Origin of the sequence: Vibrio agarivorans, assembly GCF_030409635.1 — a bacterium.
GTDB lineage: Bacteria > Pseudomonadota > Gammaproteobacteria > Enterobacterales > Vibrionaceae > Vibrio > Vibrio agarivorans.
Genome location: NZ_JAUFQF010000001.1, coordinates 595,711 through 619,850, shown reverse-complemented (window position 1 = coordinate 619,850; position 24,140 = coordinate 595,711). Strand labels below are relative to the sequence as shown.

General features: G+C 43.8%; 20 protein-coding genes and 5 tRNA genes. 17 read left to right on the top strand and 8 right to left on the bottom strand.

The window, feature by feature from the left end; all coding sequences use genetic code 11:
• Positions 1-37: 37 nt before the first annotated feature.
• Entirely contained in the window at positions 38-661 is a 624-nt protein-coding gene (locus QWZ05_RS02600) for an OmpA family protein (protein ID WP_264876325.1), read from the top strand.
• 104 nt (positions 662-765) lie between these two features.
• On the opposite strand, the gene QWZ05_RS02595 is transcribed toward QWZ05_RS02600, so the two are convergent.
• Positions 766-2,931 (bottom strand): putative bifunctional diguanylate cyclase/phosphodiesterase, encoded by a 2,166-nt coding sequence (locus QWZ05_RS02595; RefSeq protein ID WP_290296332.1) that lies wholly within the window; start codon positions 2,929-2,931, stop codon positions 766-768.
• Positions 2,921-3,895: a phosphate/phosphite/phosphonate ABC transporter substrate-binding protein gene (locus QWZ05_RS02590; RefSeq protein WP_290296330.1), complete on the bottom strand. Its 975-nt coding sequence runs from the start codon at positions 3,893-3,895 to the stop codon at positions 2,921-2,923. Before QWZ05_RS02590 ends, QWZ05_RS02595 begins: the two co-directional genes overlap by 11 nt.
• A gap of 422 nt (positions 3,896-4,317) precedes the next feature.
• On the opposite strand from QWZ05_RS02590, the gene QWZ05_RS02585 reads away from it, so the two are divergent.
• Positions 4,318-5,568, top strand: coding sequence for an OmpP1/FadL family transporter (locus QWZ05_RS02585; RefSeq protein ID WP_290296329.1), 1,251 nt, complete (start codon positions 4,318-4,320; stop codon positions 5,566-5,568).
• A gap of 67 nt (positions 5,569-5,635) precedes the next feature.
• Here QWZ05_RS02585 and QWZ05_RS02580 read toward each other — a convergent pair whose 3' ends face one another.
• Positions 5,636-6,154 carry an NUDIX hydrolase gene (locus QWZ05_RS02580; protein WP_264876321.1) on the bottom strand — a complete coding sequence of 173 codons (519 nt, stop codon included), beginning with the start codon at positions 6,152-6,154 and terminating at the stop codon, positions 5,636-5,638.
• Between the two features lie 411 nt (positions 6,155-6,565).
• Here QWZ05_RS02580 and QWZ05_RS02575 point away from each other — a divergent pair, with 411 nt between their 5' ends.
• The 3 genes from QWZ05_RS02575 (at position 6,566) to QWZ05_RS02565 (ending at position 9,944) form a co-directional block, all read left to right on the top strand.
• Complete coding sequence (locus tag QWZ05_RS02575) at positions 6,566-8,221, top strand: ATPase RavA domain-containing protein (RefSeq protein WP_290296326.1); 1,656 nt, start codon at positions 6,566-6,568, stop codon at positions 8,219-8,221.
• Between the two features lie 9 nt (positions 8,222-8,230).
• Positions 8,231-9,676 (top strand): ATPase RavA stimulator ViaA, encoded by a 1,446-nt coding sequence (viaA, locus tag QWZ05_RS02570; protein WP_264876319.1) that lies wholly within the window; start codon positions 8,231-8,233, stop codon positions 9,674-9,676.
• Between the two features lie 194 nt (positions 9,677-9,870).
• Positions 9,871-9,944 (top strand) — tRNA-Cys (locus QWZ05_RS02565).
• 66 nt (positions 9,945-10,010) lie between these two features.
• Here QWZ05_RS02565 and QWZ05_RS02560 read toward each other — a convergent pair.
• The gene (locus QWZ05_RS02560) at positions 10,011-10,799 is read right to left on the bottom strand and encodes a lipase family protein (RefSeq protein ID WP_264876318.1); all 789 of its coding nucleotides are present in this window, start codon (positions 10,797-10,799) and stop codon (positions 10,011-10,013) included.
• A gap of 259 nt (positions 10,800-11,058) precedes the next feature.
• Between QWZ05_RS02560 and QWZ05_RS02555 the strand changes: the two genes are divergently transcribed.
• The 4 genes from QWZ05_RS02555 to QWZ05_RS02540 all read left to right on the top strand — a co-directional run bounded on the left by QWZ05_RS02555 (position 11,059) and on the right by QWZ05_RS02540 (position 11,613).
• Positions 11,059-11,145, top strand: a tRNA-Leu gene (locus QWZ05_RS02555).
• 33 nt (positions 11,146-11,178) lie between these two features.
• Positions 11,179-11,252 (top strand) — tRNA-Cys (locus QWZ05_RS02550).
• A 166-nt stretch (positions 11,253-11,418) separates the two neighbouring features.
• A tRNA-Leu gene (locus QWZ05_RS02545) sits at positions 11,419-11,505 on the top strand.
• 34 nt (positions 11,506-11,539) lie between these two features.
• Positions 11,540-11,613 (top strand) — tRNA-Cys (locus QWZ05_RS02540).
• A gap of 145 nt (positions 11,614-11,758) precedes the next feature.
• On the opposite strand, the gene trxC is transcribed toward QWZ05_RS02540, so the two are convergent.
• On the bottom strand, positions 11,759-12,184 hold the full coding sequence (gene trxC, locus QWZ05_RS02535; protein WP_264876316.1) for a thioredoxin TrxC: 426 nt from the start codon (positions 12,182-12,184) through the stop codon (positions 11,759-11,761).
• Positions 12,185-12,401: 217 nt separating this feature from the next.
• Between trxC and QWZ05_RS02530 the strand changes: the two genes are divergently transcribed.
• Both QWZ05_RS02530 and QWZ05_RS02525 read left to right on the top strand, forming a co-directional pair.
• Positions 12,402-13,490 carry a ketoacyl-ACP synthase III gene (locus QWZ05_RS02530; RefSeq protein WP_264876315.1) on the top strand — a complete coding sequence of 363 codons (1,089 nt, stop codon included), beginning with the start codon at positions 12,402-12,404 and terminating at the stop codon, positions 13,488-13,490.
• A 349-nt stretch (positions 13,491-13,839) separates the two neighbouring features.
• A complete protein-coding gene (locus QWZ05_RS02525) occupies positions 13,840-14,028 on the top strand; it encodes a hypothetical protein (protein WP_264876314.1) in 189 nt (62 codons plus the stop codon).
• Between the two features lie 209 nt (positions 14,029-14,237).
• On the opposite strand, the gene QWZ05_RS02520 is transcribed toward QWZ05_RS02525, so the two are convergent.
• The gene (locus QWZ05_RS02520; RefSeq protein ID WP_264876313.1) at positions 14,238-14,795 is read right to left on the bottom strand and encodes an alkylphosphonate utilization protein; all 558 of its coding nucleotides are present in this window, start codon (positions 14,793-14,795) and stop codon (positions 14,238-14,240) included.
• A 169-nt stretch (positions 14,796-14,964) separates the two neighbouring features.
• Positions 14,965-15,762, bottom strand: a complete 798-nt coding sequence (locus tag QWZ05_RS02515) for a M48 family metallopeptidase (RefSeq protein WP_290296323.1) — start codon at positions 15,760-15,762, stop codon at positions 14,965-14,967.
• Between the two features lie 76 nt (positions 15,763-15,838).
• Here QWZ05_RS02515 and QWZ05_RS02510 point away from each other — a divergent pair, with 76 nt between their 5' ends.
• The 3 genes from QWZ05_RS02510 to QWZ05_RS02500 are packed head-to-tail and all read left to right on the top strand — an operon-like array spanning position 15,839 to position 18,945.
• Entirely contained in the window at positions 15,839-16,297 is a 459-nt protein-coding gene (locus QWZ05_RS02510) for a hotdog fold thioesterase (RefSeq protein ID WP_264876310.1), read from the top strand.
• Between the two features lie 28 nt (positions 16,298-16,325).
• Positions 16,326-18,023 carry an SgrR family transcriptional regulator gene (locus QWZ05_RS02505; protein WP_290296319.1) on the top strand — a complete coding sequence of 566 codons (1,698 nt, stop codon included), beginning with the start codon at positions 16,326-16,328 and terminating at the stop codon, positions 18,021-18,023.
• Between the two features lie 34 nt (positions 18,024-18,057).
• On the top strand, positions 18,058-18,945 hold the full coding sequence (locus tag QWZ05_RS02500) for a LysR family transcriptional regulator (RefSeq protein ID WP_264876308.1): 888 nt from the start codon (positions 18,058-18,060) through the stop codon (positions 18,943-18,945).
• Between the two features lies 1 nt (position 18,946).
• Here the strand turns inward: QWZ05_RS02500 and QWZ05_RS02495 are convergent, their stop codons facing one another.
• The gene (locus QWZ05_RS02495; protein WP_290296316.1) at positions 18,947-21,613 is read right to left on the bottom strand and encodes a bifunctional acetate--CoA ligase family protein/GNAT family N-acetyltransferase; all 2,667 of its coding nucleotides are present in this window, start codon (positions 21,611-21,613) and stop codon (positions 18,947-18,949) included.
• 188 nt (positions 21,614-21,801) lie between these two features.
• Here QWZ05_RS02495 and QWZ05_RS02490 point away from each other — a divergent pair, with 188 nt between their 5' ends.
• The 3 genes from QWZ05_RS02490 to QWZ05_RS02480 all read left to right on the top strand — a co-directional run bounded on the left by QWZ05_RS02490 (position 21,802) and on the right by QWZ05_RS02480 (position 24,140).
• Complete coding sequence (locus tag QWZ05_RS02490) at positions 21,802-22,362, top strand: SPOR domain-containing protein (protein WP_264876306.1); 561 nt, start codon at positions 21,802-21,804, stop codon at positions 22,360-22,362.
• Between the two features lie 189 nt (positions 22,363-22,551).
• Positions 22,552-23,559 carry a D-alanine--D-alanine ligase gene (locus QWZ05_RS02485; protein WP_290296314.1) on the top strand — a complete coding sequence of 336 codons (1,008 nt, stop codon included), beginning with the start codon at positions 22,552-22,554 and terminating at the stop codon, positions 23,557-23,559.
• A 200-nt stretch (positions 23,560-23,759) separates the two neighbouring features.
• A complete protein-coding gene (locus tag QWZ05_RS02480; RefSeq protein ID WP_264876304.1) occupies positions 23,760-24,140 on the top strand; it encodes a DUF3319 domain-containing protein in 381 nt (126 codons plus the stop codon).

Here is a 24,140-nt window from a genome sequence, read left to right as displayed (position 1 = left end):
ATGGTTAGACATTGGATAACGTTGAGCTGGTGGCTGAATGAAAAAGATCGCGATATTGTGCGCATTCGCATTAACTGGATGTGGTAGCTTCACTTCTGACCCTATGTATATAGGGGGCAACATGCTGGATACAGCACCACAAAATGATCTCGAGGTTAAGCATCCGGAGTGGGGTGATCCACCGAGAAGACTCGTTGCGACTTATTCTAATGTGCCTGCTCAACCACAAGCGTCGATGCCACATGCTTTAGAGTTAGAGACATTTCTCCGCCAAATGGGCATCCAATACCGTGTTATTCCGGGTGATTACTCTTTGATTCAACTTGAGCCAGTGATCCAGTTTGATACAGATTCTTCGCGCATTGATGCGGAGTCGCGTCGCTGGCTTGATAGCCTAGGCCGTTACCTTGCAGGCAGCCCAGAGATTGAAGTGGTGATTGATGGCCACACAGATAACCAAGGTGTCAGTGGTTATAACGATCAACTTGCACAGCGCCGAGCAGAATCAGTAGAGAAGGCGCTGTTGGGGCAGAAAGTTGAACAACAGGCGATATATACCCGAGCATTCGGTGAGAGCATGCCTCGTTGTAGTAACGCGTCATCTGCGGGTAAGCAGTGCAACCGTCGTGTTGAGATTAAGTTTATTTATCCGAATGGTTAGTGTTTTCTCATGAGCTTAGTTATTGGTTCATTGATTGAATGGAAAACAAGTTGAATCGCTAAAAAATGGCCTCGTTTGAGGCCATTTTTGTGTTTGTCTAAATATTAACAAGCGTGCGATTTAAGTTTAGCGGCTTGGTCAGTGTATTGATTAAGAATAATGTCAGCAGTGACGGGTTTTGAATAGAGGTAGCCCTGGCCAAAATGACAGCGTGTCGCTTTCAAATAGTCGAGCTGATATTGCGTCTCGATACCTTCCGCAACAATATAGATATCAAAGGTATTAGTCAGTTGCACCAACGCATCCACCACCAGCGTCTTACTGGTTTCACCTTCTCCTATAGCACTGACAAATGAGCGGTCAATCTTCAAACCATCAATCTCAACCTCACCAAGAATCGATAGGGAAGAGTAGCCAGTACCAAAATCGTCTAACCAGACTTTAAACTGATTGTTTCTCAGCATATCAATCTGAGTTTTTGCTCGCTCTAAATCTGTAACCAATGCAGTTTCAGTGATCTCAATATTAAACAGGTCTCTAGGAATATCGGCTGAATTAAGTTGCTCAATAAGGAAATCAACGATATCGGTTTTAAGTAACTCGACAGTTGAGAGGTTCCATGAAACCGGCAGAGCCCAGCCAAATTGACGCCACTGCTTCATGTCTTGCATGATTAATCTAACGGTGACCTTACCGAGTTTCTCAATTAGGCCTTTACGCTCTGCAATAGGTATGAACTCAGCAGGAGAAATGAAGCCTTGTTGTGGGTGTACCCAACGAACCAAAGATTCCACGCCCACCAGTTTATCAGAACGTAAATGATATTGAGGCTGATAGACCATGTGAAATTGAGGTGTGCCTTCTTCCTCTAGCGCTTTAATTAAGAGTTGCTCTACGGTTTTTTCACGAGCAAGTGCGCTGCTCATCTCTTCATTAAAGAACTCAAAACGACCTTTTCCTTTTGCCTTCGCGCTATACATAGCGATATCGGCTTTCTTTAATAGTTCATCAACGGAGTTACCGTCCATTGGGAAGAGTGATAGACCCATAGATGATGTTACATTGTAACTCAATAGCTTATTTCTAAATAAACTGGTCACCTGTTGTGCAATTTGAAAACCGAGGGAGTAGGCACCAATGCCCATGTCATCAATCTGAATAAGTAGAACAAACTCGTCGCCGCCGAGACGGGAGAGTGTCATACACTCTTTAAAGCACTTCGCCAGCGTCGGGTCATCATATTCCTTGATCCGAAGCATAGCAAGGTGGCCAGCGACTTCTTGTATTAGCAAATCCCCTTCGTCATGCCCAAAGGTGTCGTTGATCTCTTTAAAATTATCCAGATCCATGTAAAGACAGATCACCTGACAGTCGGTATCAGTAATTAGACTCTCAAAGTGACTGATTAGAAAGTTACGATTGTATAAGTTGGTAAGAGGATCAAACTGAGCAAGACGAACAATTTCATTTTCGCGTTTGCTTACTTTATCACGCATCATCTTAAAGCTGTGTGCTAGGTCGCCAATCTCATCATTGGGGTAATCTTCAAAAGGAGCCGAGTTGTCGGTCTTTTCTCCAAAATTATTAATGTCTTGACGCAGGCGGCGAATAGGGTCAAGAAGTCGAGTCAGCAATGCGCCAGCGCAAAAGAGAAATAATACGGTAGATAGTAGGATTACAACGGCAAACTGATAAAGGTGTTTATCGCGTTGCATTGATGATAGCGACTGAATAATCTCAAGTGAAGTGCCAATTTCACTCGCATAGTATTCTTGATTTGAAACGATGATGACTGACCCTACAGGTTCGTCATAAATGAAAAAGCGTTGAGCTAAAGCGATTTTCTTATCAATTTGGATATATGCGTCGTTATGAATCGCGAGTAGCTCATCGGCTTCTTCAAAAATGCGCAATTCATTTTTATCTTCGTACTTACTCATCTTTGCGAGCAGGTCACCATTGGCGTCTCTGACATAAATCGCGTCAGTCGAGGAGTCGCTGATAAACTTTGTTACTTCACCTAATATTCTGTCAGCGTCAGAGAAATACATATAATTGATGATCTCACCTTGCAGGTATTCCATGTTTTTTTCTGCATGAGTGAGAAGAAAGTCTGTCGAGTTTTCCGTTAGTACAAATTCCACTTCATCATACACTCGATTGATAAAGTCATTGTTTAACGAATGTGCGACAAAAATAAACATGCCAACAACCATTGATATCGACAGGAATAATATCGACAGGAGTTTTGTGAAGATATTAATTCTCATGCTCATCCTCCTGCGTCTCTGGCAGTGCTTCATATTGATGCTGGATGTGTTCAATCATTTGACGTTCTTGAGTAGATAGCAGAGAAAACTGAGACGTCTTTTTGAAGGCTCTCAATGCCTCAAAACTTGCTGGATCATCTTTAGCTTCCATCAATATTTGGGTTAATCGCTGTTTAACATCCGAATCGAGATCTGAACGAAGTAGGGTGAGGGCGCGTGGAATCGGCTCAAACTCATAGATAATGTGCAGATCATCTCGAATATGCTTAGGAAACTTTTTGTTGTTGACCCAATCTTTATTGGCAATGGCTGCGACTCCAACAAGTTGTCTAGAAGACCAGATTGCCAAATTTTGCTCTGAAGTCGAGTAAGCCTCAGTGGCAAATAGGTAGTTTATGTGGCCTGGCAAATTACCTTGATGAATATTTTCCTTCTCCACCATATCAAAGCCATGCTCTGTAAAGTACAGCATGGGAATCAGATAAGCACTGGTGGATTTAGGATCTTCAAACGCAATACTTTCACCGACAAGATCGTGAATGCTTTCAATCCCAGAGTCTTTGTGACTAATCAGTAGCGGACGATACTCTCGCATGCCACTTTTCCAACGCAGGAGTGACATATCGACATTATCTAGCTTAATTGCGCTTAAAATCGATTCACTTATGACATCAACTTGTCCATTGTTTAGATAGGTTTGCATCGTGGGTAAATCAGGAGCGAGTAAAATAGAGACCTGTTCGATGCCACTGCCATCGAGTTTACTTTCTAAGTATTGGCTCAGTGGATGAAGCCTATCAAAATATTTCTTGGGGTTATTTGTGATAGCGCCTAGTGTGAGGGTATTGCCATTTAGCTCAGTATTTGCTGAAGCGACTTCCTCGGCAGAGGCTTGCGCAGGTTGCACGCTATAAAAGCAGCTGATAAAACCGATAGTCAATATTGTGAGTATTTGATTTTTCAAAATAAATGAGCTCTGACGTCAATAAACTTATGGAGGAATGTCCCAAACTTAGGTATTTGGGATTGAATAATGTTAAATTCCCTTTTGTCAGATACTACTAAAAAGTACGCTATTGTCGACAAATAGATAATAAAGAAGGTAACAGACCGTTAAAAACGAGAGTTTAAGCGCCGAAAGTCAAATAACAAACATATGCCAAAATAATGACCCGTACATGAGCCGTTTATGTTATCTGTAGCTAAAGGAGTTATGGGTTTTTGGGACAACGCTTACAAGTAATTCGTACAAAAGGAATAGTAACTATTCCATATGGAATAATTAGATAATGCATAATCCGACTCAAATTAATGTGAATAACGATTCGGTTGCTTTAGACACACAGGGAAAGGTATCAAGGTAACGTTCGTCAAACAGGTCGATATATGCGAAATCAAAATTCTAAAAGTGCAGCTCATCCATCTTTCTCTCCTTCTAAACTTTGCACTCTCTCAACTCTGGCTTTAGCGATTGCTATGGCTGCGCCTGTGCAGGCTAGTGGTATTCTTCTACAAGAAGCGGTTGTCGCGAATGCGGGTACAACCGGTGCAGGTGATGGCGTACATACTCGTTCTGCTGCTGCGATGTGGACTAACCCAGCGACTATGTCGTTCATGGGAGAAAGCAAAACCACGATCAATGCGCTAGGTTTTGACTTGAAATTGGCCTATGAAGATCTTGAAGGTTCAGATAATGGCTCAACACAATCATATCAACCATCACTAGCAGCTTTTCATACTCGTCAGTTAAATGAAGATGTGTTTTTTGGTGTTGGCTTTGGCGCGGCTGGCGGCTCTAGTCTCGATTATGGACCGAGCTGGGCGGCATCAGGTTTACTAGAGAGCACAACGCTGATGATGCTTCAGATTAACCCTGCGCTTTCTTTCAAGGTTAACGACCAGTGGTCTTGGGGTATGGGTGCTCAGATTAACTACGTAACGTTTGAGCAAGAAACTTCAGCGTTGTCTATCGATCAAGAGTCTGACTGGGCACTTGGTTTTAATATGGGTGTGATGTACCGCCATAGTGAAGACCTGGACTTTGGTTTTAGTTTCCGTTCGAAAGTAGAGCACGATTTGAATGCCGATGCTAGTTCAAAGATTAGTGATGTTTCACGCATAACGGGTGTCAATACAGAAGTTGCAATGCCAGCAATTATTGATTTGAGCGCGCGTTGGGGAGTTCAAAATGATCTTGATTTGTTAGCGAGCTTCCAATGGCACCGTTGGAGTGAGTGGGACAAATTACCACTTGATATCAAGGTTGATAACTGCCCTAGAGTGGATTGTAATGCCGAACTAAACCAAAGTATTCAGCGTGATTGGAGTGATGTGTGGAAACTGGCCTTTGGTGCTGATTATCGGCTTAACTCTGACTGGCGCCTAAAAGCGGGGGTTTCCTATGAGAGCTCACCACAAAACGATGCATCTCTGCAATGGGTTGATGTACCAGTAGGAGAGCAGTGGCGATATTCTGTGGGTGCAGCGACACATTGGAACGGCTACGATTTTGATATGTTCTATGAATATGCAGACTTAGGTACGACTGATATAGATCGGCAAGTGGCGGGTATTGTGTCTGTTAAAGGCCAATTCGACGGCCGCATCCACTTCATCGGTCTAAACGTGACGTTCTAATTCGTCACCATCGATTGAGCAAACGCCCGCATTTAGCGGGCGTTTTCATGTAAATTCAAAGAGATGACTAAGAAAGATACCCACACAACTGCGCTTTACTAATACACGCTATGGTTTTGGCATCCGACAGTTCGTTAGCGACTATCGCAGTTTGAATCTCTTGGAGCGATTTGACTGTAACACTTATAACCTCATCATCATCTAAATCGGCATCACTTTTCTTCTCAACATCGATCGCGACAAACAGATGTTGAATCTCATCACAAAAGCCAGCCAATGGCGTGACTTGCCCGAGTTCGACTAACTTCTTAGCGACATACCCCGTCTCTTCTTTCAGCTCGCGTTCGGCACATTCAAGTGGACACTCTCCAATCTCGAGTGTGCCTGCAGGCAATTCCAGTAACCATTTTTTTAATGAAGGTCGGTATTGATCGACCAAAACGATCTCACCAGAAGGGGTGATAGGCAAAATGACTGCCGCACCAGGATGCTGAATAGTCGTGTGAGTGATCGTCTTACCGTTGGGAAGAGTAACTTTCTCTTCTTCTAATCGAATCGATTTCCACTGATGAATGAGTTGACTCATGTCCGTATGAACTCTTACTGCTATGATGACGTGTTCAATCTATCCTCTAATGACAATGGAGAAAAGCGCAAAAGTGAGAAACCTACCTTTCATCAATCATTTGAATATCAAATGACGATTAATTCAACAATTACGTTCAATATCAGCAATATCAACCTTTCATTTTCTCAATCAAAGTTTTACTAGCACACAAACGGCAGCACAATGCTATAACACAGACAGGTATTGCCTTTGTACGCCAAGTATTACCGTGCTTTGAGACGTCAGTTTTGTTCGTGCCTCACGGATCTATTCTTACTCCTCTTCACACTTGTCTGAAGCTAACACTAAAGTTGTAATTACTTGGTTGCAAATGTATATATAATGTTAACTATAATTAAAGTGAAAACAGAACCTTAAAAAGGAACCTAGATGTTGAAGTCAGTATCTACATCTCATGCAAACAAGGCATTGCTGTCAGAGCGAATCAATAAGCTTGCTAAAGCACTTTCGGACGGTGTTTATGAGCGCGAGCGCACGATCAAAATGTGTTTGCTCGCTGCATTATCAGGCGAGAGCGTGTTCCTTTTAGGCCCCCCAGGCATCGCAAAAAGTCTTATTGCTAAACGACTAATTCAAGCATTCGAAGATTCAAGCTACTTTGAATATCTCATGACGCGTTTCTCTACACCCGAAGAGGTGTTTGGTCCTCTAAGCATCCAAGAGTTAAAAGACAACGGTAAATACGTCCGGTTGACTCAAGGCTACCTTCCGACGTCCCAAGTAGTATTCCTTGATGAAATTTGGAAAGCGGGCCCTGCCATTCTTAATACACTATTGACGGTAGTGAATGAAAAGACTTTCAAGAATGGCAGTGAAGTTGAACGCGTACCAATGCGCCTGCTAATTTCTGCTTCAAACGAACTCCCAGACGAAGACAGCGGACTCGATGCTCTCTACGACCGTATGTTAGTGCGCATCTTTGTAGACCGAATTCAGAACAAACACAATTTTCGTTCAATGCTAACGGTAGGAACGCCTCAAGAAGTTAAGTTACCAGAGGGCCTGGCGATTACCGATGAAGAGTACCACTCATGGTTATCGGCACTTGAAGACATTCCACTTGATGAACGTACCTTTGACAAGCTATACGCGCTTAAAACAATGATTGAAGAGTCACCTGAGGCACAAAAACTGGGTGATGAAGAGATGTATGTCTCTGATCGTCGTTGGAAAAAAGCGGTAAAACTGCTTAAAGCCAGTGCTTTCTTTAACGGGCGTGACTCTATTAACCCGCTTGATCTGCTGTTACTCGAAGACTGTTTGTGGAACAGTCCCGGCTCTCGTGATGTTGTTCGTCAGATCATTCGAGATTTTGCGTTAAACAACACGTTTGATCAGCGCGAAGTTGAGCTACAGATTACAAGTTGTCGTGAAGATCTTGATGAAATTCAAACGGCAGTGAATGAACAACTTAGCATGACGTTAAATCACGAAGCGGCTTCGGGTTTGCTTAAAAAAGCGGGTATGTCGTACAACCTGCGTGACGCAAAACTGTATAAAGTTGGTGTCATTGGCAACTTAGTGAAACTGGTTCTGCTACAAAGCAATATGTCAGTGTCAGATGTAGACAAGGGCGATACCAAGTGGGTATATGTGCCGAAAAATGATCTAGAGAAACTGGTTAAAGAGGGCTCTGGGGACATATTTGGTTATGTAAATCAGAAGTCGCAGGTGACGAAATTGCGATTTGATCTTGATGCAGACGAACGTTTGGTGATCAAAGATTTGGCGAACCGCTCAGTACTTGTTGGTCTAGCGACCGATTCTGCATTGAAACAAGAGAGTTATGAAAACTGGGTGGAACGTAGTGCTGAAATCAGTCAGCAGGTCAAAGACATGGAACATCACTTACGTCGAGTAAGCTCTGATTTCCATGGCGCGTTACCTCATAACTTCTTAGACCAAGATATCTTACTGGGTATGGAGTCCGGTCTTCAGACGATAACCGAGCAAGCAGAAGCCTTTAGTCATGAGTGTGAGAACACAGTGGCTCGAGTCAATGCACTTAAAGAATACTTCAGTTAAGGTGGCAGTATGCTAGGAGCAGACAGTGTAAACCTCGCAATAGCTGTCGCGGAATCGGGAATAATCGACACCGCGATCAACGATTTAATGGCACGCTCCCAAGTCATGATGATGGCGGAAAACCGTGGGGTTTCCACCTCAGTCAAAAATCATCTTTTGAAGTGGCGCGGTACGGTTAAAAAACGCATCACCCGTGTGTGCGAGACCGACCGATTCAAGCAAGAGTTGGCTTTGTATCAAGAAGTCATTCATTGGGACGAAGCCTACTTCTTTGAACACATTGAAGATATTGTTAAGAAACTTGAGTGGCACTCGGCATTTTACGTTAAAGCACGCAAAATGCTGAATGACAACAAAAGCCAGCATAACCCGATGTTTCCCCATTTCTTCTGTGATCAATGGTATCAACATTTAAAAACTTCGATAAAGCAGGCTCAAGTTACCGAGCTTGAAACGAACAAAGAAAAAGTACTGAATGACCTCTATCATCGTATCGAGACGATTCAAGAAATGGACGGCATTACTCAAGAGGGCGATGAGGAAAGTATGGGCCGTTTATGGGATATGGCCTCGGCTCGCTTGAAGCGTAGTGATGTTACTCACCTAAAGAGTTATGCGGAGTTTCTTAAGAAGCATCCAAAGATCCAAGAGATTGCCACACAGCTCGGCCGAATGGCGGGTGAAGTGGATGATCCAAGCTTAACTAAGGTGCCAGATGAACAGCTTCAGGTGGTGGAAGAGAACAGTGACGAAGTTGCAGATGACATTGTAGGTATCCACCAGAGTAATGATCTTAACCGCATGTTGCCAAACGAAACGATGTTTTTAGCACATCCTGAGTTGGAAGTCGTGTTCTACAAGCACTTAGTCGACAAGCGTTTAATGAATTATCGAGTTAAAGGTAAATCACGCACGATCCGTAAAGTGGTTGCACAGAAGCCAGAGCACAAGTCTGGTGAGATTGAGAAAGGGCCATTCATTTTATGTGTCGATGCATCGGGTTCTATGAAAGGCTTTCCCGAGAAGAGCGTAAAAGCGATGGCTTATGCACTGATGCAGATTGCGCTTGCTGAAGGTCGCGATTGTTTTGTCATGCTTTACTCGACTGAACAGATTACTTACGAACTTACCAAGCAAGATGGTTTGCAAGAAGTCGCTGACTTTCTCAGTTATACCTTTTTCGGAGGCACAGACTTAGAGCAGGCGTTAATCAGTTCTATGGAAATGCTTCAGACAGAGCGTTACCGCAATGCCGATGTTCTCGTACTCTCTGACTTTATTTCGCCAACGCAATCGAAAGAGTTGCAAAAGCAAGTGGATGAATTGAAGGGTCGTCAATATCGATTCCATGCCGTTTGTGTGTCGAAGTATGGAAACCCAGAGCTGACCGAAATGTTTGACCACTGTTGGCACTATTCACCATCCATGTTAGAGCGCTTCACCAAGCGTCATTAACGTAACGAAGAGAAAATTTGGTGTGATACGAATCAATATTGGTGGATTTTGTCGCACATTGTTTCGTATTTAGGCATCTAAACAAAATCGACAAAAAAACCATTGACTGAAAACTTCAGCAAGGTAAAGTGTGCGCCATCGCAAGAGGCAATGAACATTTAGTTCAATGCGGAGAGCGATGGCAAATCAAATGAGGCGTGTTGGCAGAGTGGCTATGCAGCGGATTGCAAATCCGTGGACCTCGGTTCGACTCCGGGACGCGCCTCCATTCTTTTGGAATTTCTTTCCAGCTCTTATCTACATTCATTGTAAACGTGTTTTTAAAACGTAAGCTCTACCTTTCATCAAAAAAATCTTTGTTTCTTATGTATTTACTCATTAAGTGATACGAAAAAGGACGAATGATCCAACTCATTAATGAACGCCAAAATCGTATGACACCCGGTGTGTTTTCATATATTTTGCCGTTGTAAAGCCAAAGCATTTTACCTGTATGCCAATATACCAAGGGCAGTGGGGGCATGAAGGTGACAATGTCTAAGTCGCAACAAATACGATAAGTCTTGTGCCCGAGCCTATAGCGATGTTTGAATTGCCAGTTACCAATCGCAGGTTGGCCAAAAGTCACGATGCGTTTTATCGATTTTGGGTATCTTTGTTCGAAATAGTCAGCAAACACACAGCCAATAGCGCCGCCTGAAGAGTGTCCAGTGATTGCTATCCGTTTACCTTGTTCTATGAGTGGCACAAGGCAGGTTTCTAATCGCTCAAATACGGTAGCACCCAATTTATCTTCATTTCTTGAGGGCGCGCTTTCTTGAAAGAGTAGATGATAGAATCCGGCATGAATACGATAGTTCAAACCTATGTTGTGACAACTTCTTGTCCAGAGCGCGAAATTCAATAGCCAATCAGTAATGCTATGCGAACCTTTAATTACGACAACCACCTCATTACTCTGTTTACTCCACAACACACGAACCATAGTCTTACCAAATTGGTTTTTAATGATCCGTTGGCCATTTGGGTCAAAGCCATAACGTGTTTGCTTAAAAACTCGTGGATAAGCAAGATTGCAGAGCACGGCGTAGCGTTCATACTGATAGCGCTTGAGTGGTTTCATTGACTTATTGAGATGATTAATTGTTAGATCCAGTCTATGAATTCTAGATGACAGATAAATTTCATTAAGACTTACTACATGAATAAGCGTTAAAAAGCACCAAAGTGCGGGGATAACGATCAGATTGATGTGCTTTCAATCACTTGATTCTATTATTTAAAATTTATTGTTGACGTGTAAACTCAATCCGTTAAAGTACGCCTCGTTCTCACGGCAAAGGTCGTCGAGACAGGTGGTGTTACCATCGCATTATTGCGTTGCCCTGGTGGTGGAATTGGTAGACACAAGGGATTTAAAATCCCTCGACGTTCGCGTTGTGCCGGTTCAAGTCCGGCCCGGGGCACCATCAACAATTTGATTAGCTCAAGTTAATCACGAAGGCGTGTTGGCAGAGTGGCTATGCAGCGGATTGCAAATCCGTGGACCTCGGTTCGACTCCGGGACGCGCCTCCATTTTCAACTGAGATTCAGTTGATATAGTGAAACCTTATTCAGGTTCAGGAGACACCTTCTTTTGTATATCAAGAGAATCAAAAGTGTCGCCACAAGTTTTATGATAGTGACTCATTAAAGGTCGGTATCAAAGATGGTGTTAACCATCGCAAACAAGTTTTGCGTTGCCCTGGTGGTGGAATTGGTAGACACAAGGGATTTAAAATCCCTCGACGTTCGCGTTGTGCCGGTTCAAGTCCGGCCCGGGGCACCATCAACAATTCGTATTAACTCATGTTAATCACAAAGGCGTGTTGGCAGAGTGGCTATGCAGCGGATTGCAAATCCGTGGACCTCGGTTCGACTCCGGGACGCGCCTCCATTCTATTTGAAGCCTCAGCATTCTTGCTGGGGCTTTTTCGTGTTTGAAAGCCGGTGTCTTTAGGAAACCTAGAACGTAAAAAGCAGCCTTTCGACTGCTTATCATCACGATTTTTGCCTGCGTGACATCACTCGCTCTATGCCGATTATGACTGAGCAAGCCATTGTTCAAACTGAACCTTTGGCAATGCACCATTGATCATATTCACTCTTTCCCCATTTCTAAATACCATAATGGTTGGGATGCTGCGTATTCCGTACTGCGCTGCGAGAGCTTTTTGGGCTTCGGTATCGACTTTAATGAAGCGAGCTTGAGAGCCCTGTTCATTAGCAACTTTTTCGAAGACTGGAGCGAAGTTAACACATGGACCGCACCAAGGTGCCCAGAAGTCGACTACGACGGTTTGTTCACTTTTTAACAGTGCATCAAAGTTATCGCTTGTCCCTTCGATAGGGCGACCGTCAAGCAGAGGTTGTTGGCAGCGGCCGCACTTTGCTTGCGCGTTGAGTTTTTCTTCAGGTACGCGGTTAACGCCATTACAGTGAGGGCATCGAGTGTTGAACGTTGACATAGCTTTCTCTCTTATTGTGCAGTAAACGTCTCTGCTCGTTTAAAACAGAGGATACGTCATGCAATTTATTCTTTGTTGTGTATATACTTATCTTTAACGGAGAACGACTTGAGTACGTTCATACCAGTTAGCTTATAGCCTAGAGATTTTAAGCAAATAATCAATGAGCTAACGATTGAAATAATCGATTAGAACAATAAGCAGGAACTATTGGATTATGCAGTATGCAGAGATCACTGGGTGGGGTAAATGTCTGCCACCCGCCGCTTTATCAAATGACGATTTAAGCACCTTTATGGAAACTTCCGATGAGTGGATCCGCAGCCGAACTGGCATTGAGTCTCGTCGAATCAGTCACGTAAACACATCAGACCTTGCGACAGTCGCAGCGCAGCAAGCCCTTGCGTGCGCAGGTATTAGCGCACAAGATGTCGACTTAATCATTGTGGCCACTTGCTCTCCTGACTCACTGATTCCAAATACCGCGTCGAGAGTGGCACAAAACCTATCAATTCCGACTGCTGCAGCGTTTGACCTTAATGCTGCCTGCACAGGCTTTCTGTATGGCTTAGAAACCGCTACTCGAATGATTCAAGCAGGTAACTATAACCATGCCGTTATCATTGGTGCTGAACGTCTATCCTTCTTTATCGATTGGACCAAGCGCGATACCGCTGTTTTATTTGGTGATGGCGCCGGTGCAGTCGTGGTTTCCAAAACGGATAATTGCGTCGGTTTACAGAAGGCCAAGATTGGTTGTGATGCCAAAGGGCGTGACATTTTGGCGGTACCTAAATTTGGTACGTCAATGGATCGCTTTTCCGCGGATAACGGCCATTGGAGTTTTGAGTTTGTCGGTAAAGAAATTTTCAAACGAGCGGTAAAAGGAATGGGCGCTGCAGCTACAGAAGTTCTTGGCACTTCTGGGATGACCAAAGATGATATCGACGTTGTCATACCGCACCAAGCCAACGTTCGTATTATTCAAACCTTATGTGATTTGTCAGGAATTCCGCAGGAAAAAGCATTCGTAAACATTCACCGTTATGGCAACACTTCTGCAGCTACGATTCCTATCGCACTGTGTGAAGCAGTAGAGCAGGGTAAAGTGCAACCGAACAATACGCTACTTTTAGCGGCGTTTGGAGCCGGTTTAACCTGGGGAGCAGGAGTCGTGAAGTGGGGGGAGCGCGTTATACCACTTGCTACCACTGATGCGCAGTTGCCTAAGTGCGATCAAACCGCTCTTGAGTTGTTAGACAAAGCGATCAAGCAGTGTAAGGTGTATGCTGAACAAGAATCTTGATACATCACACACGTGATTAGGGAAAACCAGTGCTTAAAATGCACAGGTTTTTTTGTTTATAGGTTAACTAAACTAACGCAATAGCACAAAAGTGCCATAAAAATCACGGTTGCTAACTTGTTAAAGTGGCTGTGCTAAACCCGTAAACTAGATTCTTTATTCGTAATAATTAGGTCTATTTGCATAAATAACACCCTTCAATGCTTAGTGTGCACAATGCTAGTTAACAATATAAAAACATTAGTTAAACTAATCTGAAAGTCGAATTTTTGTCATTTTAATCAGTGCAATTAATCACCTATTATTCGTGTTAACAAAGTTACCGAATTTAAATATAGAGAGATTAGTTATGGCACAGGCAATGCACATCGACACTATCGTAGTACCAACCTCTATGGACAAAAAAACCTACTCGGTTAGCTTCAAAGGATTGATTGCACACTTACTTGATATTTTGTTTGTAGACAATACGCCTCGTACTTACTACTCGAGCGACATGTCTAGCCACATGCAAAAAGATATCGGTTTATACCGTTAATCGCATCATACGAATTGCTGAAAGCCAGCCTTAGTTATTCTAAGGCTGGCTTTTTAGTTTTTAGCGGTCTTGGATTATTATCTGTCTGCGGGTTCAAAACAAAAGCCCCGATATATCAATAGACATATCGGGGCTTTTTACAAGAGCGCTTACCCCTGTAGAGGGCGTTACAAACTTGCGGTTGTGTTATTCAGCGTTAACAGGTGTGTTTACTTCTTACGACAGTACTCAGCGATAACATACATAGATTGACCGCCGTTAGCTTTGCCTGAAACCAGTTTAGGGTCGCTGCCGATGCTAATGCCACGGATAACTGTACCTTGTTTGATAACTTGGTTTGTACCTTTTACTGGAAGATCTTTGATTACTGTTACGTCGTCACCTTTCTTAAGTTCAACGCCGTTACAGTCGAACGGTTTGTCATCTGCAGACATGCCTTTCATTGCCCAAGTCTGGGTGTCTTCTTCCATGTACATCATGTCTAGAGCATCTTGAGCCCAAGATTCAGCGTTCAGGCGAGTCAGTTGACGCCATGCAAGCACTTGTACTTGAGGCACTTGGCTCCACATGCTGTCTGTTAGACAACGCCAGTGATTGATATCTTTTGGATCTTCAATCTCAGCCAAGCACTTATCACATAGCATTGCTGCATAGTCTACTGTCACCAATGACTCAGGTGGCACAGCGTATGCCGTTAGAGAGGTTTCTGCTGCGCAAAGTTCACATTTAGAATCGCAGCGTTCTAGTAGAGTTGCTTCAATAGACATATTCAATTTACCTAACATTCAATTTAGGCAGGGATTATAGCTGACATTAAGGGGTTTTGCCGAGGAAAGTTGTCGTTTCCTTGCTGGAAAATGGGCTGTTAGTGACGCTGTCACTGTGATTTAACCTGTTCCATTACAGCGCCTTAACTTAGATGTAACGAAAAGTGTCTTAACTAGGTGCTTTACAATTTGGTCTCGCTGCCTTCGCTTTCGGAACTCGTGGGATCTGCTCCTCAAGATCGTTAATGCGTGTATCGTGAGAAGGGTGAGTCGAGAGTAACTCAGGAGGCTGAGCACCATTCGAAGCCGCGGCCATATTCATCCAGAGTGCGACACTGGCATTGGGATTGAACCCCGCTTGGGCCATTAGATCTAAACCGAGAATGTCAGCTTCAGATTCTTGGGTTCGACCATAAGGCAAGATCACCCCATATTGTACACCGAGACCTAGTGCTGCCATCGCAGCCGAGCGATATTGAGCGGCACCCGACGAAGCTAACGCAATGTCTGTCACTTGCATCCCCACATTAGCAAGCTGTGCCTGAGACAAACGTTCATTACTGTGATCGGCCAAAACGTGGGCTATTTCATGCCCGATGACGGTTGCCAGTTGGTCTTGGTCGATGGCGACATTAAGCAAACCAGTATAAACACCAATTTTACCACCAGGTAGCGCAAAGGCGTTCACCTGATCACTATCAAATACCACCACTTCCCATTCATCGAAATCAGGCTGAGGTGGAACTTGAGCAGTAACAGCGTCAGATACACATTGGACATAAGCATTGACGGCTTTGTCCGTACTCACTTTTTGCTCTTGTTTCATTTGCTCGAAAGACTGAGCACCAAGCGAGCTCATGTCAGAATCAGAAAAAAGAATGAGTTGGTTACGGCCTGTAGGTGACGAGCTACAAGCGGCGAGAATTAAGCCAGACGCAACAACAGAAAGGCGACCCCAGTTCGACATTATCAATCTCCGTATTGATATATGGTAATAACTTCTCTTAACATTATGGCTAATGGTAGATAAATGGACAAGTTCTATGCCAATCAAACACCTAGCGAGTGATGACTCGCCAGCAACAATTTGGAAAAGGCCGATTAGCCTAGATACACTTAATCAATCCTCTAAAAACACTTTGATTGAGCATCTTCAAATTGTTTACACCGAGGTAACGGAGAACTCGATCAGCGCGACAATGCCCGTGTGCGCCTTTACCCACCAGCCATTAGGTATGTTACATGGCGGCGCATCAGTCGTGCTTGCCGAAACCTTAGGTTCATTAGCTGCTAATTTTTGTGTTGAAGAGCCAAGTTATTGTGTAGGCTTAGATATCAATGCCAATCATGTTCGCGCGAAACGTCAAGGTGTCGTCACTGGCACGGCAAGTCCAATTCACTTGGGGCGTACTACACAGGTTTGGGACATCAAAATAGTTGACGAACAGCAGCGCTTGATCTGCACGAGTCGATTAACCATCGCGGTTAAACACCGAAATTAGACCATCAGAAGAAGAACAGACAAATAAGATGAGTAGCCCCCGTTTAAGAGTGCAATTTGAAACCCTATTTGAGCATTTTGATGGTCAAGACACTCAGGTACGTATCGAAGATATCACTGAGATCTTATTTTGTACTCGGCGCAACGCGCGCATCGTGCTAAATCGTATGGACGAAGAAGGCTGGATTGAGTGGCAGCCGGCGCCGGGGCGAGGAAAGCTATCTCAACTTAACTTTAAGCGTAGTCGCAGCGACGTCAGTCAAAACATGGCCTTGAGGTATCTTGAAGAAGGTAAGTTTGAACATGCCCTTGGGGCGATGAACAATGATTCAGCAAAACTTGCGCAGGTAATTGAGGGTTATCTTGGTGTTCAGCATCGAGAGGGTGAACAGGTCATTCGTTTACCGTACTATCGTCCCTTGTCTATGCTTAACCCACGAATGCCAATGCGTCGCTCTGAGCAGCACATCGCTCATCAGATTTTTAGTGGCCTTACTAAGTTAGATGATAAAGATCAGCTCAGCCCAGACTTATCTCACACATGGGAGATGATTGATGAGCGAGTGTGGCGTTTTTACCTTCGGCCAAATGTCCGTTTTCACAATGGCACCGTCTTATCCGCGCAGCATGTCATAGATAGCCTCGAAAACTTAAAGCAACGTCCGCTATTCGACACTATTGAGCGAATTGAATCGCCATCACCACTGGTCGTCGATATTATTCTCAACTTTGCTGACCGACGCCTGCCTTTACTACTAGCAGAGACTTGCGCGAAGATCCTTCCGACCAAATCTGAACGCGAAGAACAATTCGATCTTGTCCCGGTTGGAACAGGACCATACAAAGTGGTTAGAAATGATGACCAAAAGCTAGTTCTACATGCCTTTGATGGTTATTTTGGGTACCGAGCGCTTGTAGATGTGGTTGAAGTTTGGGTGATTGATGAAGCGCACTCAAGCTTGATTTACCCAAGTGTTTCTAACCCAATGCAACCCCAGACAGGTCAAATGGAGCAGGGCGTTGAACTTGACCCTGGCTGTATATATCTGTTGTTGAACCAACGCTCGGGTTTAGCAAAAGACCCGCAGTGGGCAAATTATTTTTCCAATAAATTTAATGCGTTGAGTTTGTTTCGAGAACTTCCAAGTGACATTGTCACAAAGCTAGGTATTCTTCCAGCTCATGGCTTAAAGCCAGGTTGGCTTCACCATACCAATTGCGATGACTCAATAACGCAACCCAACTATCAAACCGTCACAATTGCTTATCACAATAGGCACCCAACGTATCCTGACTTAGTCAAAGCGCTTGAGAGTCGACTAAAACAGGATGGGTTAAGGGTCGAGTTTATTGCTTATGATATTGAGCCTGACAATATAGAAAGTATCGATATCTGGATTAAACCCATGGGCATAGCAAACCATCGAGATGATGCGCTGGCAGGTTGGTTGTTAGATTCTGGTGATATACAGCGATTGAGTAGCGATGAACGTTTTTCTGAATGGAAAGCACTTGTATCAACCTGGCGTCTTGATAGTAAATCTGCTTTCCCTGCGCATCAACTTGGCAAAGCGTTGATTGAACAAAATCAAATCGTCCCTCTCTTTCACTGTTGGCTCGGTGTGAATCAAGAGCAGTGTGGCTCATTGCAAAATGCGCAGTGTAATGCGTTAGGTTGGTTCGATTTTTCAAATGTTTGGGTACGCCCAGAGTTAGATAGCAAGTAGTGTGTTTCTCGCTTAAGCAAAAAAGGAATTCAGATTGAGTAGCCCAATTACATTAGAAGCACTGAGTATTTTAGATGCGATTGATCGTCGTGGCAGCTTTGCCGCGGCAGCCAATGAGCTTGATCGTGCGCCATCATCATTGAGTTATCAGATCCAAAAGCTGGAACAAGATCTTGATATCACGATATTCGATCGTTCGGGCCATAAAGCGGCGTTTACTCAGGCGGGTAAACTGATCCTAAACCGTGGTCGCCTTATGTTGGAGCTCGCTGGCAGCATGGTTGAAGAAGCGAATATTATCGCCAATGGCTGGGAATTAGATTTAACCATCGCATTTGATGGCATCATTCCCGTATCTACCTTCTTTCCATTGGTTGAAGCCCTTGAGAAAGAGAGTCAAACGAGAATTAAGCTGCAGGAAGAGATCTTGGCTGGGTGTTGGGAATCTTTAAATGCGGATCGTTGTGACATCCTAATATGCCCTCAAGTAGACACAACTTCTCATGATTTAAAAGTCGAGAAAATTGGTCAAATGTCTATGATTTGGGTTGCCGCTCCAAATCATTCAATCCATAAACGCACGACCGAATTTAACGAAGAAACACGCCTAAAACATAGAGTGATCGCGATCTCTGACACGGCGCGGGATCAGCCAACAATGAGTATCAACGTGCTGGACAAGCAATCACGCTTAACAGTGACCAACTTCGCCGGTAAGGTGGAAGCACTGAACGCGGGTTTAGGGATAGGTACGCTACCTGAGCACATTGCTCGAGATTTAGTGGCGCAAGGGAAGTTAAAAATGATTGATGGAGCAGCCTCGCAACCGCTCGATATCGTGATGGCTTGGCGTAGAAATCAGCTTGGTAAAGCGAAATCTTGGGTAATCAAATATATGAGCAAGAACTGGAATATGAAGTAGCTTATTCCAGTATTAATACCATATCAGCCGTGCCATCTTCAAAATCAATGGAGATGGCAAAACCAAGTCGCTTTGCTAAATTGAGCATACCTTGATTGGTTGGCATCGTCATACCACTGATTTGTTTTGTGTTTCTTTGGCGACAATAGTTAATGATGTTGGTCATGAGCACTTTACCCAGGCCCAAACCTTTTTGGTCTGATCGGATAAGCACCGCAAACTCTGCGTCACTGTTATCCGGCGTGATCATTGCTCTTGCAACCCCCAGAATATCGCCGTTTGGCTCTTCAACGACAAACGCCATCTCTCGGTCGTAATCTATTTGAGTAAATGCAGCCAGAGATTCATGGTTAAACTCACCGACATCGGTGAAAAAGCGCTTATAAAGATCTTCTTTTGAAACTTTATGGATAAACGCTGCGTGTTTAGGTTCATCTTCTGGTTTGATAGGACGCATTAGGACTTTTCGCCCATCTTTTAAGGTGATCATTTTTTCGAGCTGTGTCGGGTAAGGTGTGATAGCGAGTCTTTGTGAAGCTAACTCGCTATTTTGTTTCAGTACTATATCGGCATCAACTATTGTGATAGTGCTTCCTTTTACCATTACTGGATGAATATCCAGTGCATGTAGCTCTGGGTTGTCTACCACCATTTGTGAGAGTGTCGCTAGAAAGTTTGCGAACGCCATAATATCAAACGGTTCAGGTCGTTTTTGTAGCCGAACAACCCCTGCCTTGATAGCTCGAATGATGAAGTAGCGTGCGAGAGCACTATTTAGAGGAGGTAACGCACATACTGAGTCTGTGGTCGGATCCCATTCTGAACCGCCTTGGCCCATGAGTAATACGGGGCCAAATACTTTATCAGTATGTACTTTTACTCTTATCTCTTCAACGCCAGCCGAGTTGGCCATTGCTTGGACGAGTACGCCATCAACTCGCGCTGAAGGGAAGGAGAGTTGAACCCGATCGAGTATTGCATTTGTGGCGCTATATACCTCTTCGGCAGTTCTCAAAGACAGCATCACACCTTGTACATCAGATTTATGTGGAATATCGGGCGAATGAAGTTTGACTGCTACCGGGTAGCCAATTTTCTCGGCAATATGTGTGGCTTCACTCGGATCCGAGGCTATCCAGGTATCCAGCATCGAGAGGTTGTAATAGCCAAATAGCGAACCTAAATGGTAACTATCAAGTGCGATTTGCTGTTTGTCGCCAATCTTTTGAGTGAACCACTCACGCGCTTGTTGCAAAGAGACATTGCTGCGCATCTCAATTGATGTGGGCGTTTCCATCAACTGCTTTTGATTACGCCGATACTCCACCAAGTGCATGAAAGCAGTCACTGCGCTCTCAGGCGTTCGGTAGGTCGGTATTTTTGCTTGACTGAATAGAGCTCTCGCCGGCTTTGCAGTTAACTCGCCTGTCCAGTTAGTGAAAATGTTGAGCCGTTGGATTTTCTGTTTATTGCTTTGTAGTAAGTCAATGATGGCTTTTGCGGTTTCTTGACTGTCTGATACAGCAGAAGGGCTGTGCATGATCAGTAGTGCATCAATTTCTTTGCTATCAATCAGAACTTCGATAACGCCTTTATAGCGGTTGATTGTTGCATCACCATGGATATCAATAGGATTTGAACCTTCCCAGCCGGGAACAATTGCTTTTATACGATTAACGATCTCATTGTCAGTGATCGCTGCAAGTTTTCCACCTAGCTGTATTAACTTGTCAGTGGCCATAATTGATGGGCCGCCACCATTAGTGACGATCATCAAGCGTTCGCCGCGCAGTGGTGTAGGATGAGTGAGAGTTTCTACCGCAGCAAAGAGTTCGTGAGTACTATTCACTCTTAACATGCCAGAACGCTTTATTGCCGAATCGTAGATGATATCTAAAGATATATGCCCCTGATTGTGGGCTTTCGCTATTTCAAGACCTTGCGGTGTTTTGCCACCTTTTAACACTAGAATTCTACGGTTTCTTGATGCAGCTCGTGCCGCAGAGATAAACCGACGGGCATCAGAGATAGAGTCGATATAGAGAATAATGGCTTGTGTTTTACTATCAATGGATAACGCATCGAGGAGTTCATCAAAGCCAATATCAGACCCATTACCTAATGAAATAAAGGCAGAAAACCCAATAGACTGTGCATTTGCCCAGTCCAAAATCGTGGTACAAATACCAGCTGACTGTGAAATAAACGCGATAGACCCGCGCTGAGCTGGAATAGGCGAAAACGAGGCATTCACTCCCAGCCAAGGCATGATGATACCGAGGCTATTTGGGCCAAGTACGCGAATACCATGTTGCTGCGTCTGTGCTTTAAGTGAGGCAGTGAGTTCAGAATCGTTATCATCAAAACTAGTTGCTAAGATCACCATGCACTTAGTACCTTTGGTTGCGAGGCTTGGCACAAGTTGGAGATTAGTTTTGTTATTGGTGCACATAATGGCAAGGTCAGGCTCAAACGGAAGGTCATCCACAGAGCGGTAAGCAAGCACACCTTGAACAGATTTGTGCTTATTGGAAACAGGCAATATCACCCCTTTAAATCCAGAGGACAACAGGTTACTCATCACGATATAACCCGCGCGTCCCGGAGTATTTGAAGCTCCAATTACCGCAATCGTTTGTGGTCGCAATAAACAGTCGATCGAACGCATAATAACCTCAGTCAGAACCTGTAGCTTGTATGAAGAATAAGCGTTAACGAGTAAGGCTGCTATGCTTGCAGCTGGCAATGTGTCTTAGTTCACAATCTATTGTTATTTAATAAGATAGTTTCCTTGATTCTCTCTCTTTACAGGGGCATGATTAGGACACTTTAAAGGATATAAACTCGAGTTCTCCCATGAAAAAAATTCTTCTTATTTGTTTGACCTCTTTATTGGCGGCGTGTGCATCAGACAGTTACGTGACCGATGTGAAGTCTGAGTCATTCAAAGAGGATTACACAGTATCAAAAGAAGCCACGATTGCTGAGGTTGAAGCGACAGTACAAGAAGAACGCGTCGTGAAAATGTCTCCTGCACAACAAGAGCAGAAAAAAGTCGTTAAAATGCAGCCGGAACAACAAAAGAAACCGGTTGTCATCGCACCACCTAGTGAAAAACAAAAAGCGATGAACCCACGATATGGCTTTACTATTCAAGTTGCAGCTGTCGGCACACAAGCCAAGGTAGATGAGTTCGCACGTCAACTACCAACCTCTGGTCAGCCAGTTTGGGAGAACTATAAAGTTGTCAATGGTACAAAATGGTACACAGTGTTGTATGGTGATTACGCATCGCGAAAAGAGGCCGCTCAAGCAGTGAGCCAGTTACCAAGCAATATTCGTTCTCTAAAACCATTTGTTAAGAGCATCGATGAGATAAAGAACTCTGCTTATCCGACACTGAACAAATTAAACTAGTCGTCGAAGACTTTTTACAAAGGGCCTAAGGGCCCTTTGTTGTTTCAACGGTGGACTAGAAAAGTAGGTGAGGGTGGTGAACATCTGACCGCTTAACGCAGTTCATTGTAGATTTAACTTAGTCTGACATACCGTTTGGATACAAATCCTATTATTATGAATTCACAATAGCATCGAACCTATAAAACTATGACTGAACAGAAAACAATTTTACTCCTGTGTGGTGGAGATTCATCAGAGCACGAGGTATCGCTAGTATCAGCAGGTTACTTGAAATCTCAACTTGCTCAAGCGGGTCGTTACAAGATCTGCACGGTTGAAATCAAGGATGGCGTTTGGCTAAACGAAGCAGGCGATGTAGTCTATCTTGATACCGCGAACAAGACGCTTGTTGGCGAGAATCAATGCTGGGATGTTGATTATGTCGTTCCATGTATCCATGGATACCCTGGAGAAACCGGAGACATTCAATCACTACTTTCTATGGCCAACATTCCTTTCTTAGGATGTGGCGCTGAGGCGAGTACAAACAGCTTTAATAAAATCACGTCTAAGTTATGGTATGACGCGCTGGGTGTACCTAACACGCCTTACGTATTTCTTACTGAAAACAATGCTCTGTCTGTTCAACGTGCTGAAGAAGCTTTCGATAAATGGGGCAAGGTATTTGTTAAAGCAGCATGCCAAGGGTCATCAATCGGCTGTTATAAAGTCACGACCAAAGGTGACGTAACAAAAGCAGTAACGGATGCCTTCGGCTATTCTAACCAGGTATTAGTTGAAAAGGCGGTAACACCTCGTGAGCTTGAAGTTGCTGCTTACCAATATAAAGGTGAGCTTGTGATCACAACACCGGGTGAAGTTATCGCGCCAAGTGACGTCTTCTATACTTACGAAGAGAAATATGGCTCTGATAGCCACTCAACCACAGAAGTAGAAGCAAAAGATCTAACGCAAGAGCAAATTGACGCTATCAAAGCTTATTCTGCGACAGTGTTTACTCATATGGGCCTTCGCCATTTATCTCGAATCGATTTCTTCCTAACAGAAGACAACGAGATCTACCTTAACGAAGTGAACACATTCCCGGGAATGACGCCTATATCGATGTTCCCTAAAATGGTGGAACATTCAGGTGTCGCATTCTCAGACTTTTTAACAAGCTGTATTGAGTCTGACTTAGCACCGAATATATAAACGATTGATTCTTAATAACCTGTCATTATTAATTATTGTTTTAGTCTCATCAGCGTAACATCTACCTCATATTTATGTTGCTTGGGGCTTCACATTAGCCATTGAGATTGGTATAAGGCTTCTGAGAAGTTAATTAAAACTCGAAACTGGCAATAATTGTCGTGCATTTCGAGTGACCCATAATAATAAAGCGGTACAGTATGGCGTTGAACAATTATAGAGGCTTTAACCTTAAGCTTGTAAGTCGTGAAAAAGACCAGTGGCAGGTTCAAATTAAGAATCGAGTTTTAAATGGTAGCTTAACGGGTATAAGAAAGAGTGTTGATTGGTTTTGCGAAACGGCTTCAATCATTGAACCTTCAGAGTTTGCTTCGTTTGAATCCAAGCGTCAAGCAGGCAAAGGCATGATTGAAAACTTTCACGGGTTCAAAATTCAAAACGACACGGGTGAACCTAACGCGTGGTATTGCATGTTTAACGGCCGCTTATTAAAAGGTGGCAAATCTGCAATCCAAAAACATATTGAAACGACAATGCTGGCGCTGAAGAAACAGCAAGCTGCACTGCAAACAAAGAAATAG

What these genes read in the sequence shown, in the direction of transcription:
- QWZ05_RS02600 (WP_264876325.1), top strand. Translation starts at nt 38, where the DNA reads ATGAAAAAGATCGCGATATTGTGCGCATTCGCATTAACTGGATGTGGT.
- QWZ05_RS02595 (WP_290296332.1), bottom strand. Translation starts at nt 2,931, where the DNA reads ATGAGAATTAATATCTTCACAAAACTCCTGTCGATATTATTCCTGTCG.
- QWZ05_RS02585 (WP_290296329.1), top strand. Translation starts at nt 4,318, where the DNA reads ATGCGAAATCAAAATTCTAAAAGTGCAGCTCATCCATCTTTCTCTCCT.
- QWZ05_RS02580 (WP_264876321.1), bottom strand. Translation starts at nt 6,154, where the DNA reads ATGAGTCAACTCATTCATCAGTGGAAATCGATTCGATTAGAAGAAGAG.
- QWZ05_RS02575 (WP_290296326.1), top strand. Translation starts at nt 6,566, where the DNA reads ATGTTGAAGTCAGTATCTACATCTCATGCAAACAAGGCATTGCTGTCA.
- viaA (WP_264876319.1), top strand. Translation starts at nt 8,231, where the DNA reads ATGCTAGGAGCAGACAGTGTAAACCTCGCAATAGCTGTCGCGGAATCG.
- QWZ05_RS02560 (WP_264876318.1), bottom strand. Translation starts at nt 10,799, where the DNA reads ATGAAACCACTCAAGCGCTATCAGTATGAACGCTACGCCGTGCTCTGC.
- trxC (WP_264876316.1), bottom strand. Translation starts at nt 12,184, where the DNA reads ATGTCAACGTTCAACACTCGATGCCCTCACTGTAATGGCGTTAACCGC.
- QWZ05_RS02530 (WP_264876315.1), top strand. Translation starts at nt 12,402, where the DNA reads ATGCAGTATGCAGAGATCACTGGGTGGGGTAAATGTCTGCCACCCGCC.
- QWZ05_RS02525 (WP_264876314.1), top strand. Translation starts at nt 13,840, where the DNA reads ATGGCACAGGCAATGCACATCGACACTATCGTAGTACCAACCTCTATG.
- QWZ05_RS02520 (WP_264876313.1), bottom strand. Translation starts at nt 14,795, where the DNA reads ATGTCTATTGAAGCAACTCTACTAGAACGCTGCGATTCTAAATGTGAA.
- QWZ05_RS02515 (WP_290296323.1), bottom strand. Translation starts at nt 15,762, where the DNA reads ATGTCGAACTGGGGTCGCCTTTCTGTTGTTGCGTCTGGCTTAATTCTC.
- QWZ05_RS02510 (WP_264876310.1), top strand. Translation starts at nt 15,839, where the DNA reads ATGCCAATCAAACACCTAGCGAGTGATGACTCGCCAGCAACAATTTGG.
- QWZ05_RS02505 (WP_290296319.1), top strand. Translation starts at nt 16,326, where the DNA reads ATGAGTAGCCCCCGTTTAAGAGTGCAATTTGAAACCCTATTTGAGCAT.
- QWZ05_RS02495 (WP_290296316.1), bottom strand. Translation starts at nt 21,613, where the DNA reads ATGCGTTCGATCGACTGTTTATTGCGACCACAAACGATTGCGGTAATT.
- QWZ05_RS02490 (WP_264876306.1), top strand. Translation starts at nt 21,802, where the DNA reads ATGAAAAAAATTCTTCTTATTTGTTTGACCTCTTTATTGGCGGCGTGT.
- QWZ05_RS02485 (WP_290296314.1), top strand. Translation starts at nt 22,552, where the DNA reads ATGACTGAACAGAAAACAATTTTACTCCTGTGTGGTGGAGATTCATCA.
- QWZ05_RS02480 (WP_264876304.1), top strand. Translation starts at nt 23,760, where the DNA reads ATGGCGTTGAACAATTATAGAGGCTTTAACCTTAAGCTTGTAAGTCGT.